Origin of the sequence: Acinetobacter genomosp. 33YU, from assembly GCF_001990725.1 — a bacterium.
Lineage (GTDB): Bacteria > Pseudomonadota > Gammaproteobacteria > Pseudomonadales > Moraxellaceae > Acinetobacter > Acinetobacter seifertii.
This window is the reverse complement of record NZ_LFZQ01000012.1, coordinates 20,424-40,980: the sequence shown is the minus strand read 5'-3', so window position 1 is coordinate 40,980 and position 20,557 is coordinate 20,424. Positions and strand designations below refer to the sequence as shown.

The 20,557-nt window shown below is 52.9% G+C and carries 15 protein-coding genes and 7 pseudogenes; 13 read left to right on the top strand and 9 right to left on the bottom strand.

Annotation, left to right across the window (positions count from 1 at the left end; genetic code table 11):
- Nucleotides 1–6 precede the first annotated feature (6 nt).
- The 5 genes and pseudogenes from AC056_RS16480 to AC056_RS19710 all read right to left on the bottom strand — a co-directional run.
- Nucleotides 7–1,245: a restriction endonuclease subunit S gene (locus tag AC056_RS16480; protein ID WP_000729930.1), complete on the bottom strand. Its 1,239-nt coding sequence runs from the start codon at nt 1,243–1,245 to the stop codon at nt 7–9.
- Complete coding sequence (locus tag AC056_RS16475) at nt 1,245–2,813, bottom strand: type I restriction-modification system subunit M (RefSeq protein ID WP_017402507.1); 1,569 nt, start codon at nt 2,811–2,813, stop codon at nt 1,245–1,247. The genes AC056_RS16480 and AC056_RS16475 overlap by 1 nt, the downstream gene beginning before the upstream one ends.
- A gap of 775 nt (nt 2,814–3,588) precedes the next feature.
- A complete protein-coding gene (locus AC056_RS16470; RefSeq protein WP_228141958.1) occupies nt 3,589–4,416 on the bottom strand; it encodes a hypothetical protein in 828 nt (275 codons plus the stop codon).
- Nucleotides 4,388–4,486 (bottom strand): annotated as a pseudogene (locus AC056_RS19455) (IS5/IS1182 family transposase); the annotation flags it as partial. The pseudogene AC056_RS19455 and the gene AC056_RS16470, both read right to left, overlap by 29 nt.
- 53 nt (nt 4,487–4,539) lie before the next feature.
- A pseudogene (locus AC056_RS19710) lies at nt 4,540–4,617 on the bottom strand (transposase); the annotation flags it as partial.
- 301 nt (nt 4,618–4,918) lie between these two features.
- On the opposite strand from AC056_RS19710, the pseudogene AC056_RS19445 reads away from it, so the two are divergent.
- From AC056_RS19445 to AC056_RS16415, 11 genes and pseudogenes are all read left to right on the top strand, one after another.
- Nucleotides 4,919–4,990 (top strand): annotated as a pseudogene (locus tag AC056_RS19445) (DNA-binding protein); the annotation flags it as partial.
- Nucleotides 4,991–5,027: 37 nt separating this feature from the next.
- Nucleotides 5,028–5,597 (top strand): Hsp20/alpha crystallin family protein, encoded by a 570-nt coding sequence (locus AC056_RS16455; RefSeq protein ID WP_000350434.1) that lies wholly within the window; start codon nt 5,028–5,030, stop codon nt 5,595–5,597.
- Nucleotides 5,598–5,690: 93 nt separating this feature from the next.
- Nucleotides 5,691–8,540 (top strand): heat shock survival AAA family ATPase ClpK, encoded by a 2,850-nt coding sequence (clpK, locus tag AC056_RS16450; RefSeq protein WP_004834873.1) that lies wholly within the window; start codon nt 5,691–5,693, stop codon nt 8,538–8,540.
- 15 nt (nt 8,541–8,555) lie between these two features.
- Nucleotides 8,556–8,888: pseudogene (locus AC056_RS19960) on the top strand (PLDc N-terminal domain-containing protein); the annotation flags it as partial.
- Nucleotides 8,880–9,233, top strand: a pseudogene (yfdX1, locus tag AC056_RS19955) (heat resistance protein YfdX1); the annotation flags it as partial. The pseudogenes AC056_RS19960 and yfdX1, both read left to right, overlap by 9 nt.
- 102 nt (nt 9,234–9,335) lie before the next feature.
- A complete protein-coding gene (gene yfdX2 / locus AC056_RS16440; protein ID WP_002126446.1) occupies nt 9,336–10,223 on the top strand; it encodes a heat resistance protein YfdX2 in 888 nt (295 codons plus the stop codon).
- 89 nt (nt 10,224–10,312) lie between these two features.
- Nucleotides 10,313–10,924, top strand: coding sequence for a heat resistance membrane protein HdeD-GI (gene hdeD-GI / locus AC056_RS16435; protein ID WP_004834871.1), 612 nt, complete (start codon nt 10,313–10,315; stop codon nt 10,922–10,924).
- A 79-nt stretch (nt 10,925–11,003) separates the two neighbouring features.
- Nucleotides 11,004–12,149 (top strand): hypothetical protein, encoded by a 1,146-nt coding sequence (locus AC056_RS16430; protein ID WP_005130191.1) that lies wholly within the window; start codon nt 11,004–11,006, stop codon nt 12,147–12,149.
- Entirely contained in the window at nt 12,139–12,579 is a 441-nt protein-coding gene (gene trx-GI / locus AC056_RS16425) for a heat resistance system thioredoxin Trx-GI (protein ID WP_004834869.1), read from the top strand. The genes AC056_RS16430 and trx-GI overlap by 11 nt, the downstream gene beginning before the upstream one ends.
- 3 nt (nt 12,580–12,582) lie before the next feature.
- Entirely contained in the window at nt 12,583–14,289 is a 1,707-nt protein-coding gene (locus AC056_RS16420; protein WP_032006326.1) for a cation:proton antiporter, read from the top strand.
- On the top strand, nt 14,264–14,890 hold the full coding sequence (locus tag AC056_RS16415) for a PAS domain-containing protein (protein WP_228144368.1): 627 nt from the start codon (nt 14,264–14,266) through the stop codon (nt 14,888–14,890). The genes AC056_RS16420 and AC056_RS16415 overlap by 26 nt, the downstream gene beginning before the upstream one ends.
- 672 nt (nt 14,891–15,562) lie before the next feature.
- Here AC056_RS16415 and AC056_RS16410 read toward each other — a convergent pair.
- From AC056_RS16410 to AC056_RS19950, 4 genes and pseudogenes are all read right to left on the bottom strand, one after another.
- Nucleotides 15,563–16,714 (bottom strand): S1C family serine protease, encoded by a 1,152-nt coding sequence (locus AC056_RS16410; protein WP_000221973.1) that lies wholly within the window; start codon nt 16,712–16,714, stop codon nt 15,563–15,565.
- A gap of 19 nt (nt 16,715–16,733) precedes the next feature.
- Nucleotides 16,734–17,687 carry a zinc metalloprotease HtpX gene (locus tag AC056_RS16405; RefSeq protein ID WP_032007497.1) on the bottom strand — a complete coding sequence of 318 codons (954 nt, stop codon included), beginning with the start codon at nt 17,685–17,687 and terminating at the stop codon, nt 16,734–16,736.
- Nucleotides 17,674–18,162, bottom strand: coding sequence for a phosphate-starvation-inducible PsiE family protein (locus AC056_RS16400; protein WP_017401780.1), 489 nt, complete (start codon nt 18,160–18,162; stop codon nt 17,674–17,676). The genes AC056_RS16405 and AC056_RS16400 overlap by 14 nt, the downstream gene beginning before the upstream one ends.
- An 11-nt stretch (nt 18,163–18,173) precedes the next feature.
- A pseudogene (locus AC056_RS19950) lies at nt 18,174–18,505 on the bottom strand (GGDEF domain-containing protein).
- 59 nt (nt 18,506–18,564) lie between these two features.
- On the opposite strand from AC056_RS19950, the pseudogene AC056_RS16385 reads away from it, so the two are divergent.
- A pseudogene (locus AC056_RS16385) lies at nt 18,565–18,913 on the top strand (IS630 transposase-related protein).
- 186 nt (nt 18,914–19,099) lie between these two features.
- Nucleotides 19,100–20,032: an IS5-like element ISAba13 family transposase gene (locus AC056_RS16375; RefSeq protein WP_077164253.1), complete on the top strand. Its 933-nt coding sequence runs from the start codon at nt 19,100–19,102 to the stop codon at nt 20,030–20,032.
- Nucleotides 20,033–20,557: the final 525 nt, after the last annotated feature.

Here is a 20,557-nt window from a genome sequence, read left to right as displayed (position 1 = left end):
GTTCCCCTACACAAACATCTGCTGCAACAAGCCTTTTTTCCACTGTTTGGCCTGTTCAATTTGCTGTGCCACGACTTCAATTTTTTGGTCGATACTTGATAAGAAATTAGCGATTTTGGTTTGTTCAGCTAATTGTGGCTTATGAATTGATAATGAACGAATTTGTCCCAAAGCCAAAAACTTTTGCGTGTTTCCTGCATTAAGCAAAGCTACTTGTTTAGCAAAAAAACTACTATTTAGATAATGGATTAGATAAATATTTAAAAGTTCATCTTTCTCTTTTATGAGTGCTACATTTTTTATAGCAAAACCATCTGAGTTTAAAAGTACTGGATTACCTATTGTTCCAATCATCCCAAAAATAATATCACCAATATTTACTGCTGAACGTTTATTAATATTTAAATAATCATCTTCAGAAATTAAATTGATATCAGTTAAATCAAGCTTCCCATTCTTAAGATTTTTTGAAGTAATGAGTGGATAACCGTCTTTAACATACGACGGAGAATCATGTGTTCCATCCCGAACATCAGAAACCTTACTTAAAGCAACCTCCTCCCACTCCCCAAACTCACTGCCATCATCCGCTTTAAAACGAATTTGCTGACTAAACAACTTTTGCATCATGCCTTGTTTATATTGGCTCAGCAGCTCATGTTTTTGCGTGAGTTGGCTAATCTTTTCATCCACGGTAGAAAGAAAAGATGCGATTTTGGTTTGCTCAAGTAACGACGGAGTATAAAGCTCAGTAGAAAAGTAATCTTGATTTCTAATATGCACTTGGGTACTGCCAACCATGATAGATTGCATATGTAGTCTAAATTTAGAAGTATTTGAGAACTGGATTAAAAAATCTCTATTAAGATCATTTTTTATTCTGAATCCATAAACACCTTGAGCTAAAATATATTTCTTATTACTTTCATATTTAACGATATAACCAATACTTGGACCACTAGGCACAAGATCTCGTAGAGTTGTAATTAAATATTCACTATCTACAATATAATTTTGATTTGAATTAAAAAATTCAAGAGTGCAAAAAGTTGGAACAACTTTATCCAATTGAAGTAATCCACCAGAAGATATAGCTTTTTTAGGAATAACTTCGCAATCTGAATATTCTACAAAATCTGCTGGTGTTAGAGATGCACCACCTTTGTAATTTAATACAAAATTACCAATAGTATTTTTGTTCCAATCCCCATCAAACTCTTTAAACCTTAATTTTGGCGCAGCCATTACTTCACCTCCGCAAACGGTGAAGCAATACCTAGCTCTTTGCAGAAATCTGCAATAATGGCATCAGTATTTTGGCTGTCTTGTTCCAAAGCTTGAAGCTGTTTTGCAATCGCATCTAAATCAATCTCGGCTTCCGCTTCAAAGGTATCCACATAACGCGGAATATTCAGGTTGTAATCGTTATCTTTCACTTCTTGCAAGGTCGCGACATGCGCATATTTTTCAATATTTTCACGCTTTTCAAATGCCGCAACAATCTTATCCAAATGCTCAGGCAATAACTTGTTTTGGTTCTTCTGCTTTTCAAAATCATTGCTGGCATCAATAAACAGAATGTTGCTGCTATTCTCACGGTTTTTCTTCAACACCAAAATACAGGTCGGAATCGAGGTGCCATAGAAAATATTGGCGGGTAGACCAATAATCGTATCCACCACATTCAACTGCTCAATCAAGTACTGACGAATCACGCCCTCACTTGAACCACGGAACAATACGCCATGCGGTAACACCACCGCCATGGTGCCATTGTCATCCAGTTGATACAGCATGTGCTGTACAAAAGCCATATCGGCTTTAGAACTTGGCGCCAATTTGCCATAAGCAGCAAAGCGTTCATCTTGTAAAAATAACGGATCGGCTGACCATTTTGCAGAAAATGGCGGATTCGCCACCACCGCATCAAACTTTTTATCTAAATGCTGCGGACGGGTTAAAGTATTTTCCTGCTTGATGTCGAACTTTGCAAAATGCACATCATGCAAAATCATGTTCATGCGCGCCAAGTTGTAGGTGGTACGGTTCATTTCCTGACCGTAAATCATATCGACATCTTTAACTTCACGTTTTACCCGTAGCAACAACGAACCTGAACCGCAGGTCGGGTCATAGACTGAACGTAAACGGTCTTTGCCTTGCGTGACAATCTTCGCCAGTAGAGTCGATACCGTTTGCGGGGTATAGAATTCCCCCGCTTTTTTGCCCGCGCCTGAGGCAAACTCACCAATCAGGTATTCGTAAGCATCCCCCAGTACATCGGCTTCGGTATTGGAAATATCAAAATCAATGTCATCTAAATGACTCAGGACTTTCGCCACCAGTGCATTACGGTCACTGGCATTATTGCCAAGCTTGGTCGAGTTTAGATCTAAATCTTCAAACAGGTTGGCAAAGTCATCGGCAGAGTCGGTGCCTAACGTGCTTTGTTCAATTGATTTTAAGGTTGCAGTTAAATCATCCAAAATGAATTCGCCCTGACGACCACGCTCGGCTAAGGTATGGAATAGCTGTTTTGGAGTGAGCGCATAACCCACTTCGGCAATGGCATTCTTTTTAATTTCTTCGATGTATGGCACATGCTCAGGATTATTTTCATCTAACTCTAAAAAACTGAGGTCTTCGCCATCGAGCAATTCGTTGGCAAAGTTCACCGATTTTTCTGATAAATATTTAAAGAAAATAAAACCCAGAATGTAATCACGGAATTCATCGGCGCCCATGGTGCCGCGCAAAGTATTGGCAATATTCCAAAGTTGTTTTTGTAATTGTTGCAGTTGTACTTGGGTCATTGTTATGCATGTCCGATGAAATGAATAAAACATGACTAGTTTACCGAAAATTAAAGTTTTTTCAGCAAAATTGGAAATAGAAAGACAAAATTTGTCGCACTAAATGCATATCAATAATATTGATATACAAGGTTTTATTTGGATTTTAAAAGATTAACAGGTTCAAGTATCATAATTTAAATTAAGGCCCATATCAAAATTACAGATGCTTAGAAAAATATTTATAAGCAAAATAAATAAAAAGGCGGTTTGTTAAAGTTGGTCATATTCAGCATCAATATACGCATTAATTAATGTCCAATGGCTTTGTTGCACAAAGATTTAAAAGATAACACTCTGCTCATTTGAACAGAATTCAAGTGACAACTTGGGTATGAGGACGACCTAATTCGTTTTAGGAGTAGGTTTATTCATTTTGAAATTATAGGACTGAATAAACCTTATAGGCTAGGTTTGTGCAACAAAGCCAGTGTTGAGTGAATAGTAAATGTAATTATCTGGAAATATATAGTAAGCGCTAACTAATAATATGGATTCTATCTACTGTTTTATATTTTTAAAAGAGTATAACAATATTTATAAGTAAGCGCTTATATATAAGCAGTGCTATTTTGCGTTGTAAAGCGCTAGATTTAATTTTATTTTCAGCGTGAGTGTTTCTTTATAAAAATTTTTTTAACGTAATTAGCGCGCAAATTAGAAGCAGGAAAATAGTGTTTTTGACATAGGCAAAAATAAAGGGAGTTTGACACTCCCTTTTTACCGCTTTTTTCTATTACTTTTCACTTGGAAAGAGATCAGCTTTCATCTTGGCTAAAATTAGCGACTGCTCATTTGGAATTAGCTTATTTCCTTCTTTTGTTGCAATTTTCAATAGGGGGAACATTTGGAGCATCTGTCCCGCCTGCGCTCGCGCTGTACCTTCTGAGTAATGTGCATTCAACAGGTTGTTATATAGATTGCCACCTTTACCAGTTGTAATATAACCATCTGTAATAATCGTCTCAAATGCGATTCTCATGACCTTATTTAAGTTTCCACCGTTCTTGAAATAGGTGAACAAGATAATGACCTTCTCAGCTACTTTCTTTTGAACTGTCTCAACATTACCTCGTGTACCAATTACCGTCGGTTGGTTGTTCAGGATACGTAACAGGTTTTCTTGTTTTTCTTTAAGCTTGTCATTTGGTAAATCAATATCACTCGCTTCAAGAAGAATCATGTCTGCACTACCGCCTAGACGGTCTAAGAGAACTTCTGACTTCTTGGAGTTGTAGTGTGTCACACGTTGCTGTGTAGATTTAGGTTTCTCTTTTGCAGCTTTATTTTCTGTTGTCACTTTCTGAGGTGCGCTATTTTGCTTTTCTGGAACAATTGGCTGTTTTGTTTCTTCTGCTTCAAGATTTAAATCAAGTTCTTCCTCGTTAATCAGATCGTCAAACGCGCCATTATTTAAGTTGTCCAATAACTCAACATCATGCAACTCTTCATCGACTAGCTTTTCATCTTGAACAGCAGCAGATTCGGCTGTTGGCTCTAAAGCCATGTCGAGTTCTGATTCATCAATATCTAGCAGGATCAAACCAAATGGCAATATTTCCACGATTAATGAGAGCTCGGTTATATGAAGACCAATTGGTTGTGCGATAAATTTTAGGTGTCGACTTATTCATTTGAAAATTATATTGTGGAATAAGCCTTTAGAGATAGGTTTGTGCAACAAAGCCATTTCGAAGTGCTGAGCAACCGCTCGAATAGATTGGCCTTCTTCAAGCTTGGCTAATATTTTCTTTCTAAAATGTATTGTATTGGTATCGGTATTGTATTGGTTTTTTTGCGTGCTTACTATACGTTGTCTGGGGCAACGGAAGTGTTTCGACCCGACTCTGGAACGCGATCCGCAGCGACGACTAGGCAATTCCGCACGTTGGCCTGATCAGGTCGCCCCGCTGCACCTTGTCTGAGCAGTCGACCTGCATCAATGGGGCGGGAGATCGCTGTACATTGAATGTTGATATTCTTTCCTGATAAGCGCAGTATCTTACAAAGTCTTGCAAGGATTTCCTTGGCCGGAACCGCAAAGCGACGCGATTGGAGAGGGCGAAATGAAAGCGCACCTACAGGTGATTTTCACGCTCGATGAATTGGCAGCGTACTTGAAAGTCGGCAAGCGGAGTGAGCGAGAGTCTTCAATTTTTCTTCTGGAGGTGTGACATGGACATTGATTTCAAGAAATTGGCTCCCTGGAACTGGTTCAAAAAGGAGCAGGAAGAACAACAGAGCACTGCCTCGCTGCCGGTGCAGCGCAATGACCTGCAGGTGTCGGGTGGGCCCGTCAGTCCCATCCTGCAATTGCATCGCGAGATCGACCGCCTGTTCGACGACGCGTTTCGAGGCTTCGGTTTCCCGACGCTGGCCATGCCACGCTGGCCGTCGGACTGGCCGGGCATGCTGAAGCCGGCGCTGGACATCCAGGAGACCGACAAGCAGTACAAGATCGCCCTGGAAGTACCCGGCGTCGACGAAAAAGACATCCAGATCACGCTCGACAACGACGTGCTGCTGGTGCGCGGTGAAAAGCGTCAGGAGCAGGAAACGAAAGACGGCGGTTTCCACCGGGTGGAGCGCTCCTACGGTAGCTTTCAGCGCGCTCTGAACCTGCCGGCCGATGCCAACCAGGACACGATCAAGGCCGCTTTCAAGAACGGCGTGCTCACGATCACGATGGAAAAGCGCGAGGCCAGTACGCCCAAGCAGGGGCGCTCGATCCCGATCAACGGCTGACGCGGGGCAGCGCGTTTTTCTCAAAAACCAAAAAGAAATGAGGCACCGTGATCGGCGGTGCCTCTTCAGATCAATCTTTACAGGAGTATCAGCATGGACAGAAAACAATGCCAGGTCTGCGGCCAACCCGCCACCGTGCGGGTGGAAGCCAATCTCAACGGTCGTCACAGCACCATGCTGTTGTGTGACGACCATTACCGTCAACTGGTGCGCCAGCAAAAGCGCACCGTCTCGCCGCTGGAAGCCTTGTTCGGCTCGCGCAGCGGCCTATTCGAGGACTTCCTCGGCAGTGACTTCTTCCGCATCGGCGACGACGCGACGCCGATGGCCGCCGATACCGATGACGTGGTCGATGCCTCGTTCGGCGAGCCCGCCGCCGCAGGTTCGGGTGCGCCGCGCCGTCGCGGCAGTGGTTTGGCCAGCCGCATCAGCGAACAGTCGGAAGCCCTGCTGCAGGAGGCCGCCAAACACGCTGCCGAATTTGGCCGCGCCGAGGTGGATACCGAACATCTGCTGCTGGCGCTGGCCGACAGCGACGTGGTCAAGACCATCCTGGGTCAGTTCAAGATCAAGGTCGATGACCTCAAGCGGCAGATCGAGTCCGAGGCCAAGCGCGGGGACAAGCCGTTCGAGGGCGAGATCGGCGTGTCGCCGCGCGTGAAGGATGCGCTCAGCCGCGCTTTCGTGACCTCCAATGAACTCGGCCATTCCTATGTCGGTCCGGAGCACTTCCTGGTCGGTCTGGCCGAGGAAGGCGAAGGGCTGGCCGCCAACCTGCTGCGCCGTTACGGCCTGACGCCGCAGGCGCTGCGCCAACAGGTCAGCAAGGTGGTCGGCAAGGGCGCCGAGGATGGCCGCGCCGAGACGCCGACCAACACGCCGGAACTCGACAAGTACTCACGTGACCTGACCAAGATGGCGCATGACGGCAAGCTCGACCCGGTGATCGGCCGTGCGCAGGAGATCGAGACCACCATCGAGGTGCTGGCCCGGCGCAAGAAGAACAACCCGGTGCTGATCGGCGAGCCGGGCGTGGGCAAGACCGCCATCGTCGAGGGGCTGGCGCAGCGCATGGTGGCCGGTGAAGTGCCCGAGACCTTGCGCGACAAGCGCCTGGTGGAACTCAATATCAACGCCATGGTGGCCGGCGCCAAGTATCGCGGCGAGTTCGAGGAGCGCGTGCAAAAGGTGCTGAAGGAGATCTCCGAGCACCAGGGCGAGCTGATTCTGTTCATCGACGAGGTGCACACCATCGTCGGTGCCGGCCAGGGCGGTGGCGAAGGCGGGCTGGACGTGGCCAACGTCTTCAAGCCGATGATGGCGCGCGGCGAGCTGAACCTGATCGGCGCCACCACGCTCAACGAGTACCAGAAATACATCGAGAAGGATGCCGCGCTGGAGCGGCGCTTCCAGCCGGTGACGGTGCCCGAGCCGACAGTGGCACAGGCCATCATGATTCTGCGCGGCCTGCGCGACACCTTCGAGGCGCACCACAAGGTCAGCATCTCTGAGGACGCGATCATCGCGGCGGCTGAGTTGTCCGACCGCTACATCACCGCCCGCTTTTTGCCCGACAAGGCCATCGACCTGCTCGACCAGGCGGCCGCGCGCGTGAAGCTGTCGGCCACGGCCCGGCCGGTGGCCGTGCAGGAGCTGGAGTCCGAACTGCACCAGCTGCGGCGTGAACAGGATTACGTGGCCGCGCGCAAGCAGTACGACAAGGCCGCCGAGCTCGGCAAGCGCATCGAGGCCAAGGAGGCCGAGCTCAAGAAGCTGATCGAGGGCTGGGAGCGGGAGCGGGCCTCTGGCAGTGCCGAAGTCAAGGCAGAACACGTGGCCCAGATCGTTTCGCGCCTGACCGGCATCCCAGTCAACGAGTTGACGGTGGAAGAGCGCGAAAAGCTGCTGCACCTGGAACAACGGCTGCACGAGCGCCTAGTGGGACAAGACGAGGCGGTCCGTGCCGTGGCCGATGCCGTGCGGCTGTCTCGCGCGGGCTTACGCGAAGGTAGCAAACCGGTGGCTACCTTCCTGTTCCTGGGCCCGACCGGGGTGGGCAAGACCGAGCTCGCCAAGGCGCTGGCCGAGTCCATCTATGGCGATGAAGGTGCGCTGCTGCGCATCGACATGTCCGAGTACGGGGAACGCCATACCGTGGCACGTCTGGTGGGGGCGCCTCCAGGTTACATCGGTTACGACGAAGGCGGTCAGCTCACCGAGAAGGTGCGGCGCAAGCCCTACAGCGTGTTGCTGCTGGACGAAATCGAGAAGGCTCACCCCGACGTCTACAACATCCTACTGCAGGTGTTCGACGACGGGCGGCTCACCGACGGCAAGGGCCGGGTGGTGGATTTCACCAATACCATCATCATCGCCACCTCGAACTTGGGCTCGGACATCATCCAGCGTCGGCTGAAGGCCCGTGACGCCGCCGGCGAGGAATACGAGAAGACCAAGTTCGAGGTGATGGACGTGCTGCGCGGACACTTCCGCCCCGAGTTCCTCAACCGCATCGACGAGATCATCGTCTTCCATGCGCTGGGCAAGGAGGAGATCCGCCATATCGTCGGCCTGCAGCTCGATCGTGTGGCCCGCAACGCCGCCAGCCAGGGCGTGACGCTCACCTTCGATCAGACGCTGATCGACCATTTCGCGGAAGAAGGCTACAAGCCGGAGTTCGGTGCGCGTGAACTCAAGCGCCTGATCCGCAGCGAACTGGAAACGACGCTGGCGCGCGAGATGCTCGGCGGCGGCATTGGCAAGGGCGATCACGCCAGCGCCCGCTGGGACGACAAGGCCGAACGGGTGGTCTGCGAGCGCCAGGAGCCACCCGCGAAGCCGGCCGAGCCTGAGAAGCCCGATGCCGCGAAGCCGGCCGAGACGCCGCCGAGCGACGCGAGCAAGCCTGCGCGCAAGAAGAAGTCAGCGGGCGGCGAATCTTGAGCGATGGGGGCTGTCGTGTCCGACCCCAACGGGCTGACATGGGCAGCCACCCTCGTGCCGCTGGCGGTCACTATCCCCACAGCGGGGCACACGGTCATCTTCAAGCGTGACCCTCGATCGGCCACGCTGTGGGTGCTGCTGATCGCGCTGTTGCCGCTGGGCGGTTCGCTGCTGTATGGGCTGTTCTGCATCAACCGTTACCAGCGGCGGGCGCGGCGGCTGTTTCCGGGGGCAGATCCTGCTGTTCGGCAGGACCTCACGCCTACGATGCCCCAGACCGTATCGGCGCCGTTTGCCGGCCTGGCGCACCTGGTGGGACGTGCCACCGGCCAGTCGCTGACCAGCGGCAAGATCGACAACGCCAAAGCGGAACTCGCCCGAGCACTGAACACCCTGGTGGTGACCTCGGTCGCCTTTCCTCTGACCGTGCTACGGGCCGAAGCCGCGATCGCAAAAGCTGAAAAGCTGGCCGAGACCGACAAGCGCGATGCCAAGCAGAACGAGGAGCTCAGCACCTTGCTGTCGTCCGTGTGCACGGAGATCGAGATGGCGCAGATCCTGGGTTATGGCAAGAAGGCAGACTTCAAACCCATCTTCGATCAGGTGAAGTTCATTGAGCAAAAGTCGGCTGGTGGCAAAAGCGGCAAGGGATGGTTCGACGAGTTGAAGACGCGCATCCAAAAGCTGTTTTGAGGTGATGAAGGGGCTGACTGCTCTGTCGGTCAGTCTCGCGATGTTCGCATTCAGCCCCAATAGATTCGCCTATTTTCACTATCTCATACGAGGTATATCACCATGAATGAGCAAACACCGAATCCCAATGCGACGAACGAAGGAATAAACGAACAGGCCGCGGTAAGCAGCCTTCCTGTCAGTCCAGAGGCCAAGCCTGAAGTCGTCACGGAGGTACAGCCTGAGGTTCAGAAGGAAACGGACTCGCAGGCGGCAGACAAACGTAAACAAGTCCTCGATGAGGCCGTCTCGGCCTTGTCGCTGACCAAATCAGCGCTGGCCGCACTTGACGGCAAGGACACTGCACGCGCATTGGCAACGCTGGCCGAAGTGACGGGAAAGCTGGAGCTGATCGTCGCGCGCGAACCCACGCTCGCCCTGGCCGGCGTTGATGTGCGCACCATCGTGCACGACTTGTTCGCCAACACGGAAACCATTGAGGCGATGACCGACGAGGCGCTGGATGCCCTCAAACATGGCGAGGTGCAACGGGCTCGCCACGTGCTGGCTTTGCTGGCCAGTGAAATCGTGATCACAGTCACCAACATCCCTTTGGCGTCCTATCCCGCAGCCGTGAAGGCAGTCGTGCCGCTGATCGATCAGGGCAAGATCGAAGAAGCCAAAGCCGCGCTGCAGTCAGCGCTCAGCACGCTGGTCGAGGAGCGCAGCGTGCTTCCGCTGCCCGTCCTGCGTGCGAAGCTGCTCCTGAAGCGCGCAGAGCCCCTGGTAGAAGATGGTCAGCGCAGCGAAGCATCCAATGAGCGCCTGGAGACATTGTTGAACGAAGCCCGGCAGCAGTTGGAAATGGCAGAACTGCTGGGCTATGGTAAAAGGAAGGACTTTGAGCCCCTATACGCTGAACTCAAGAAAATCAAGGAAAAGACGGGAGGGGGAGGCTGCGGAAAAGGCTGGCTCGATGAAGTCAAGGCAAAACTGTCCAAGTTGTTCTGAAACCGCTGGAGAGGGGGCGCATAGCGCCCCCTCTCTTGTCCCATGAGTGTTTGATTTTTTATTTTGTATAGATCTTTAGGAGATATTGCATGAACACAGATACCATCGCCAATTCCAATGCGGATGACCCCACCAAAGCACTGTGTTCGCTGAGCCAAAATTGGTGGCTTTTTGTGCTGCGCGGTGTCTTGGCATTGATTTTTGCAGCCCTCGCGTTCTGGATGCCACAATCGGCTCTGTTGGCCATGACCATCATGTTCGGCGCATTTTCCTTGGTCAATGGCGCGTTCAACTTGTTTGCAGCGGTGCGCCATATCCAGAAAAAAGAGCGCTGGGGCTGGCTGCTGTTCAGCGGCATTGTCGGCATACTTACGGGCGTCGTCGTCCTGGTTGCTCCTTGGGTCGCCACGATAGTCTTGGCTTCTTTTTTATGGGCTAGCGTGGGCTTCTGGGCGATTTTCACCGGTGTGCTGGAGATATCCGCCGCCGTTCGGCTGCGTCGGGAAATCAAGGGTGAAATCTGGCTTGCCCTCAGTGGACTGCTCTCGATTATACTTGGCGCTATCGTCTTGTGGATATTTTTTACCCGTCCGGTCGAGTCATTCGTGGCCGCAGGCTGGCTGTTGGGTTTCCATGCGGCAGTCTATGGCGTCACGCTTTTGTTCTTTAGTTGGAGTCTTCGCAAAACGCGCCTGGGGTAAGAGCGTGCCAAACCAAAATCTATGGATATGAGCATCCTCGATTCATACCTCCATAGAAATGACATCGAAGGAGTCATACATGCAGATGCAATATAGCTATCGAGCTATCGACAAAGAGTTTCATGAACCTTGGCAGAGAGCTTTGGGAAATGTGATCGAGCACGCCCTCAAGCCATTGCTCGACAAACACACTAAAGATTCAGCGCAACTTCAAATCATCCTTGATCGCGACAAGATCAAGCGGCAATTTCTGGCCAGTGGCTATATGCACCTGCCCGGCAAAAAGATTGTCAGCGTTACTGCATCACATGACGAGCTGACGCCCCTCGCGCAGATGCTCGCAAAGTCGTTGTTCCGTCAGGCCAAGAAGCATTTTGACCGACTGCATGCTCAGGATCAAATCAAGCGCAAAGCACGACGCGAGCGCTTGCGCGAGCTCAAGGTGCGGATTGCCGCAAAACCCGCATCAGCCGCCCATAAGGCCGAGGTGACCCGAATGCCTCTACTGTCGAAACTTGAGGCTGTCGCAAGGCGTGAGCTGGCTTATCTGCGGGCCGTCGGCGATTTACCGCGCGATTATCCGACGCTACGCGACGTGGTGGATGAAGCGATTGTCCGAGCTGAGGTGGAATGGCAATCCGTGCCGGGGGAAAAAAAGGCTTACACCGGTCTTTTGAAGCATCTGTTCGCCGTCCTGGATAACGAAGTGGCAAGCAGCCGGCAATTTGGCGAATTCGTTTCTCTGGACGCGCCGGTCGAACCGGATGCCCAAGACGTGGCCGAGGCCATGGTGGAAGAGGAAATCTTCGAATTTTATCAGCCCGATGACACACTCAAGCTGGCCGATATCTTCGCTGGCAGTCAGCATCCCGATGTCGCAACGATCGCGGAACAGGAGGAGCTGATTGATCGGTCGAGCGAGTTCGCTTTTGCATTTGACCTGCTGAAGGACATGCCGCGTTTGTGGCGGCGCATTTTTCTGCTTATCCGTGTGGACGGGCTGAATGCCAGCAGCGTCTCTGAAATCCTGCTGATTCCTAATAAGGAAGATGCTGTCCGAAGGTGGCTCATGCAGGCCGAAGCATTCATCGCTGCTCATCTGGAAGAGGCCGGAGTAAGCAAAAACGGGAACGATTGGCTCCAAGGCGTTGATTGGTCGGCATTGTCTGTGACCCGAAGCGAGGCAGCCTCACTGTGGTCCAAGGAGGCGAACCATGAAGAATGATCTTCACCTCGTCTGCCCGCATTGCCAGTCCATCAACCGCGTACCGACTGCGAAGCTATCGGAACATCCCAACTGTGGCCGCTACCAGCAGCCCTTGTTCACGGGCGAGCCCATCGAGTTGACCACGGCGACGTTCTCGCGCCACGTGGAGCGCAGCGATCTGCCGCTGCTGGTCGATTTCTGGGCGCCATGGTGCGGGCCGTGCAAGATGATGGCGCCACAGTTCCAGCAAGCGGCGAACCAGCTCGAACCGAGGATCTGGCTGGCGAAGGTGAATACCGAGGCTGAGCCCCACCTGGCCGCGCAGTTCGGTATCCGCAGCATCCCGACGCTCGCCCTGTTCCAGAGTGGGCGGGAGATCGCCCGTCAGGCCGGCGCGATGGGCACGCAGGACATCGTGCGCTGGACGTCGACGCAAGTGGGACGCTGACCGATGCAGGGCTTGCTTGGTGCTACGTTAATCCTGCTGGCGGCTTGCAGCCTGGCGGCGATGGCGACGGCGGCGTTCAGAGTGCCCGCCTTGCTGGGGTATCTCTCTGTCGGCGTTGTACTGGGCCCCTCAGTCATCGGCGTGATCGCGCCGGGGGAGACGCTGAGCTTTCTGTCCGAGCTGGGCGTGGCGCTGCTGTTGTTCATGGTCGGACTGGAATTTTCCCTCGGACACTTCTGGCTCGCCCGCAGGACAGTGCTGATGGCGGGCGCTCTGCAGATGATCGCCGTGGCCCCGCCGCTGATCCTGCTATTGATGTGGCTGGGGCAGCCCGGCCAGAGCGCCGTGCTGCTCGGCACTGCGGCGGCCATGTCGTCCACGGCGCTGGTCAGCCGACAACTGGCCGACCAAGGCGAGCTCACCACCCGCCACGGCCGCAGTGCCATCGCCGTGCTGGTCTTTCAGGACCTGGCCAGCGTGCCCCTGTTGGCCTTGCTGGCGATCTGGGCGCGCGGCGAGTCGCCGAAGATCGAGCATGTGCTGCTCGAAGTATTCGGTGTGCTGCTGCTGTTCGCGGCAGCGGCCCTCGCCTCGCGCCGTCTGTTGCATGGTCTGCTGGGCTGGGTGGCGCGGCGGGGCCACGAGGAATCGTTCGTGCTCGTCTCCTTGTGCGTGGTGGTGGCTGCCGCCGCCGCTGCGCACGCGGTCGGCGTATCCGCCGCCCTGGGGGCCTTCCTCGCCGGGATGGTGCTGGGCGAGAGCGACTTCCGGCACCACATGGAAAGCCACCTCAGGCCGTTTCGCGATGTGCTGTCGGGCCTGTTCTTCGTGACCATCGGCTTGCAGCTGGATGTCGCGCAGATCGTGGCAGCACCGCTGGCGGTACTGGGCTGGCTGTTGGCCTTGGTGCCTCTCAAGATGGGGCTGAACTTTCTGGCTCTGCGCGCAACCCGCCTGTCGGCGCTCGACGCCTGGCGCACAGGCATCGTGCTGGGGCATGGCGGCGAGTTTGCGCTGCTGCTCCTGGGCATGGTCATGCAGCAGCACTTGGTTGCCGCCAACGTGGTGCAACCGATGCTGATCGCGTTGGTGCTGAGCATGGGGTTGGCGCCGCTCCTGATCCGACACCATGACCGTTGGGCGCGGGCATTCAGCCGCTCGGGCGCACTCGGTCAGCCACCGCAGGCCGAAGAAGGCGAAGTCGCCGAGCGGGCGCGGTCGTTGCGCGACCATGTGATCATCTGTGGGGCGGATGAAGTCGGGCTGCTGCTGAGTCGAACGCTGCGTCTGGCAGGCGTGCCGCATTTGCTGCTGGAATCGGACCGCCAAAGGGTCGAAGCGGGTCGTGCGATGGGGGCGCCGGTGTCGTATGGCGATGCCAGTCGGCTCGACACCCTGGCCGCCGCCGGATTGGCCCATGCCCGTCTGGTGGTGCTGACGCTTGTTCGTCCGCAGACGGCCGAGCGCATTGCGCGAGCGGTCCTCGAACGCCGCCCGACCTTGCCCTTGGTGGTGGCCACTGACCGCGTAACGGATGCCCAGCTTTTGCGTAATCTGCCCAATGTCAGGCTGTACCCGTTGTACCTGGCTTTGGGACTGGGGCTGGCCGAGCAGGTGCTGTTGATGCTGGGCATCAATGCCGACTACGTCAACCGCCGGATCGAGGAATTACGGCAGACACTCAGTGAGTCAGGTGGGGATAGACCATGAACGGGCCGGCCATTGGGTTGATGGTGTCGCTACTTGCCAATATTGGCATGGCGGTTGCGCGTGGGGTTTTGCTCGTACCAATCGCCAGAGGCGCGACGAGCTGAAGCTTCGCCAACAAGCGAAAATCGACGACAACGAACGGATCGCCATCGCCCTGGAAGGCGCAGAATTGGGGTTCTGGGAATGGGATATCGCCACCGACAGCTTCAGGCTTTCTGCCCGCAGTCTGGCGATGTTCGGCTTCACCTCCGACGACGAGAAGATTGGCGCCACCCATGCCGCATGGCAAGCGCGTATTCACCCGGAGGATTTACCGGTCGTTCTGGCAAAGGTGCGCGCTTATCAAGAAAACCCGTCGGAGCGATTGGAGTGCGAGTACCGCGTTCGTCATCGATCCGGCGTTTGGATTTGGGTTTTGGATCGCGGCCGATGGCTGGGTGACGCGGGCAGGCAACTGATAGTCGGCACTCTGCTCAACATCTCTTCTCGCAAGGAAATGGAGCAGCAGTTGCTGCGTATGGCGATCACCGACCCCTTGACCGAGCCTTGTTTTAATCTAATAATTGAAATGAACCAAATGCTTTATCGATTTGAACCATAGATTTAAAATGGAATCGGTTTTTTATGACTTATTTGGTTGTATTTTGATCTAGTTTTTCTATATTTTATGACTAAAATTATGACTAAAAGAAAATATAAAATAAGTCTTTAAAAATAAAGACTTATTAATCTAGTCATAATCTTGGTCACATCTTTCACCAAGGTTAAGTTTCATCCTAACCCTAAAAACAGAGAGAAACGTCGCGCGCTCTCCTATTCATAAAAAATCCATTTTATATCAGTATGTTGTGAGCACTTACACCCGAGACTGGATCGTTTTGCCTTTCATGGGAGAATGATTAAGGGCGCTAAAGTATCATCCTAATTTTCGCCCAGGCTCGAAAAATACGGTAAATGGTGAAAATAAAAATTCATCCTTTTCCGATGTTGCCCGTTCCAACACGTAAGCAGTCAGTCAGAAAAAACACATAGATCCAATCCCTAGCGAGCATTGAGCTCTCTCATCCGTGCCAACTGCTCCAACCCTTGGACGCCCTAAATGCTTACCCAAAAAAATCAACATCTTCTTTTAAAAACACAATCAAAAATGACTCCCTTATATCCATTTAACCTAAACAGCCTTCCCCCCACTGCACTAGCTAGGGCTCGTAGTTCGGCGCAAGGCTGAAGTCGCTTGACTGCTTCGCTGTGCAGATCCATGACCCACTTTCCATCAAACTCCCGGTTGTAGTTCCACAAGCATCTCGCGAGTCTTGCCGGCCCGCTCCACTAACAAGACCACAACATCTCCAACGTTCTTGTCGTCTAGCCGGGCCTGTAATGTGGTGACGTCGTCGACGGCGATACCGTCGATGCTGATAACGCGATCGCCGGGCACGATGCCGCCTGCGGTGACCTCGACGCCGACGAGCCCGGCCCTGTGCGCCACCGAGCCCGGCGTCACGCGCAATACGAATACGCCCTTACTACCGGTCAGCGCCTGCAGACGCGCGTTGAGCTGCTCATCCACCTCGATGCCCAGCGCCGGACGGATGTACTTGCCGGTCTTTATGAGTTGCGGCACCACGCGCATGACGGTATCCACCGGCACAGCGAAACCGATGCCAGCGGACGCGCCCGAAGGGCTGTAGATGGCGGTGTTGATGCCGATCAGCCGCCCAGCCGAATCGAGCAGCGGGCCGCCGGAGTTGCCGGGGTTGATAGCGGCGTCGGTCTGGATCAGGTGATCGATGGCAGGCCCGCCCCCTTCGCCGTCGAGGGTGCGGTCGAGCGCCGAGACGATGCCGGTGGTGAGCGTCCAGTCCAATCCGAAGGGATTGCCGATAGCGAACACTTTCTGCCCGACCTTGAGGTCGGCACTGGTGCCCACCGGCACAGCTGGCGGGCGCTTGAAGCCGACGCCGATCTTGAGCACGGCGATGTCGTGCTCGGGGCTGGCGCCCACCAGCGCAGCCTGATAATCGCGACCGTCGGCCAGTTTGACCGTGGCAGACGATGCCCCCTGGATGACGTGGAAGTTGGTCACCACGTGGCCGGCATCGTCCCAGATGAAGCCGGAGCCGGTGCCGCGCGGCACGGAAAAGACATTGCGCGACCAGACGTCACGCACCAGTTGCGCCGTGGTGATGTAAACCACCGACCCGCGCGATTTCTCGAACAGTTGGATGGTGGTCTGCTCGTCTGCCGCCAGATCACCACGCGGTGTCACCGTGCGCTCGGCCGCTTCGCGCGGACTGAACCAGGCTTCGATGGCAGGCAAGAACTGCCACAGCAGCATGAGTGCGGCGATGCAGCCAGTGATGACGAGCCAGCGCCGGATGAATCGGTCCGGCGCCGGGCGGCTGTTGAGATCGGGGTAGGTCATGCCATTCTCCTTGTTGAAATCAGCGCCAGACACCGCTGGCGCGCCAACGCGGTGGGCGTGGCGCCAAGGGGATGTCCGGCAGAAATGGGCTGGAATGAAGCGGTTGCGGTGCCATCGAATCAGCCAATTCCCGCAAGCGTTGGATGCGCTCTGTCGTCGCCGGATGCGTGCGCAACCAGGAGGGTTCCGGGTTGCCCCATCCGGGCAGCAGCCAGGCGCGACTCTCCCGCTCGATCTTGGCGAGCGCCAAAGCCAATCCCTGTGGGTCGCCGGTCAATTCGGCGGTGAGCCGGTCGGCGTCGAATTCGCGCACCCGCGACAAACCCAGTTGCGCCAGCAGCGCGAGCTGCGGCGAAACGGCCAGCAACAGCAGCGCCGGCCACTGGATAGCGACTGTGCCCCACAGTAAGGCCGGCAGGCTGAAGAGGAGCATGATTTGCCCCAACAAGGCCAGAAGATGGGTGAGCCGGCTGATGGAATCGGCCAGCCCCATGACACGCAAATCCTCGTTCGCAATATGCGCGATTTCGTGGCCGAGCACGCCGGTCAACTCGCGGAGCGTGAGGCTACGCAGCAGACCGTCGGTCAGCGCGATGGCCGCGTGATGCTTCGTACCGGTGGCGAAGGCGTTGACGACCCCGCTGGGCACGTAGTGCGGTACCGGCACGGCAGGCAACCCGGCCCGCGCCGCCAGTTCGCGCAACACAGCCCAAAGATCGGGCGCTTCATTCGGGTGCAGAGGGCGTGCGCCATACAGCCGCAGGGTCAGCCCGGAAGCCGCCGCCGGTTCGAGCAGCAGGGTGAACCCCGCGGCCGCCAGCGCCAGCCACAGAGCGCTGTCACCCAACAGCAGGCTGCCGGCGACGGCGGCAATCCCGAGCAGGGTCAGCACCAACAGCGCGGTTTGCAGGCGATTGAGCCAGCGATGCCGCGCGCCGGCAGCCTGCGCGTGGCGCCGATCACGATGGCTCATTTGGGCTTTCCCCAGCGGCCCGGTCATCGCGCTCGCGCAGCAGCCAGTAAGTCGCCCCGAGGGCCAGCATCGCGCCTGCGAGCGCCGCGATCTTGGCGGGGCTGGTCTCCGGGTCGAGGATCACGAACTTGCGCGCCAGGGCGATCAGCCCGATCAGGATCACCGTCTTGACTTGGATGATGCTATCGCGGCGCAAGGCCACCCGCACGATGGAATGCTTAAACTCCATGGCGATGAGCAGCGTCATGATCATGCCGAACACGGTCTGGAAGACCTTGTGATCGAGCGGATTGAACGCATCGATGACCAGCAGGCTGAAGACGATCGAGATCAGCTGCAGCAGCGAGACCACGATGATCACGGCAATGATTGCGGACAGCGCGAGCGCGATCACCTGTTCGAAGCGCTCGTAGAACGTCATCACTGCCCATTGGGCACGAAATGTTTTGATCGGGTCCGGTTGCTTTTCCTTCATCGCCATTCCTCTCAATTCTGAAATACTTGTGCGCCCACAACTTGGTTGCGCCCTTGTCTTTTTGCCTGGTAGAGCGCGCTGTCCGCCTGCTGCATCACCTGCTCGGAAGAGTTTAAGCAGACGTCAAGGGGGGCCACCCCCATGCTGGCGCTATAGCTGATCGACACCTCTCCACACACCACCGCTGTCGTCGCAACGTCTTGACGAAATCGCTCCGCCCATACTTGGGCGTCTTCAATCGATGCCGCTTCCAACAACACAGCGAATTCCTCCCCCCAATCCGGGCAGCCATGTCGGTTGCGCGAATGTGTTCCCTCAACCGTGCAGCAAAGTGCTTGAGCACCTCATCGCCGCACCCGTGTCCATATAGTAAGCACGCAAAAAAACCAATACAATACCGATATGAGTTATCCAATACATTTTAGAAAGAAAATATTAGCCAAGCTTGAAGAAGGCCAATCTATTCGAGCGGTTGCTCAGCACTTCGAAATTGATAAAAATACAATTGTCGAATGGAAAAAAGCGAATCGAAATAAAAAGAACTCGACCAAGAAAACCATCTAAAGTTGATGATGATGCCTTACGTGCAGATGTTGAGCAATATCCTGATGATTATCAATATGAACGCGCTGCTCGTTTTGGTTGTGGTATTTCTACAATTGGAGATGCGCTCAAGGATCTAAATATCACAGTTAAAAAAAGACCTTACTGCACCCGAAAGCAAAAACAGAACTCAGAGAGCAGTATTTAAAAGATTTAAACCGATTAAGGTATCAACACCCAATCATCTATCTTGATGAAAGTGGATTTAAATCTCATGAACATAGACCTCATGGTTATTCAAAACAGGGAAATCCTTGTTATGGAACATATAATTGGCAATGGCTTTGTTGCACAAACCTATCTCTAAAGGCTTATTCCACAATATAATTTTCAAATGAATAAGTCGACACCTAAAATTTATCGCACAACCAATTGGTCTTCATATAACCGAGCTCTCATTAATCGTGGAAATATTGCCATTTGGTTTGATCCTGCTACGCAATGGTATGCCCCATCAAAAGGCAAACAAGGACGAAATCAAACTTACTCCGACGCAGCTATCCAATGCTGCCTAATGATTAAATCTCTCTTCCGATTGTCTTTACGCATGGTCACTGGCTTTGTTCAAAGTCTCATCCATCTTTGTGGGTTAAATTGGATAGCGCCAGACTACACTACAATTTGTAGACGACAACAGCATATTGATATTGTGATTAGCTATCAAAAAAGTTGTGATGGACTGTATCTAATCGTTGACTCTACAGGTCTGAAATTCTTAGGTGAGGGTGAATGGAAGCGTAAAAAACATCAGTCTGAATATCATCGCCAATGGCGTAAATTACATATGGGTATAGATGCTAAAACCTTACAAATACGCGCTGTTCAGCTCACAACCAACAATGTGAGTGATTCACAGGTACTTGGTGATTTACTCGATCAGATTCCACAAGATGAGAGAGTTGACTCCGTCTATACCGATGGAGCTTATGATACCAAACAGTGCCGACAGGTCATTGCGGATCGGCAAGCACATGCAGTGATTCCACCAAGAAAAAATGCGAAGCCATGGAAAGATAAAAAGATGAGCTCGCTAGAACGCAATGAGTTGCTTCGAACAGTTAAACGTTTAGGAAGAACTATTTGGAAGAAATGGTCAGGCTATCATCGGCGAAGTTTGGTTGAAACCAAGATGCATTGCATCAAATTATTGGGGGATAAACTCAGTGCGAGAAATTTTCAAAGCCAAGTCAATGAGATTCATGCACGTATGGCAGTATTAAATAAATTTACGGACTTAGGCAGACCACATACCCGAGTTGTCACTTAAATTTGGCTCAATTAGGATCGCTTCTATCTTTCAAACCTTTATGCAACAAAGCCCTATTAAAGTGCAATTTTGGTACTATTCAGCCTTATGGTGGAATAAATATAAAAATAAACACTTTTAAGTGACAGTTCTTCCACCTTTGATAATTCATCTGTGTCGCTCAAGCAATCAATTTGAAAGTAGGAATAGCCTACAGCACCACTAAAGTGGAATTACTCAACATATACTCCACCATTAAAGTGACAAGCCTTCCACCATTCCGATATTCTTGACTATCAAACATCATGTTATCAATTAAATTTTATACAAATATTTTATCCACAGAATAAAAAACATCTAATGACAAGTCTTCCACCTTTATTTCAATAAAAACAAACTTATCAACATCACAAGCAGTTGAATTGTATTGTTTTAAATTAAAAAATACACATTAAAATAAATCACAATGACAAGTCTTCCACCATAGTGACAAACCTTCCACTTATCAGTGACAAACCTTCCACTTATTAGTGACAAACCTTCCAC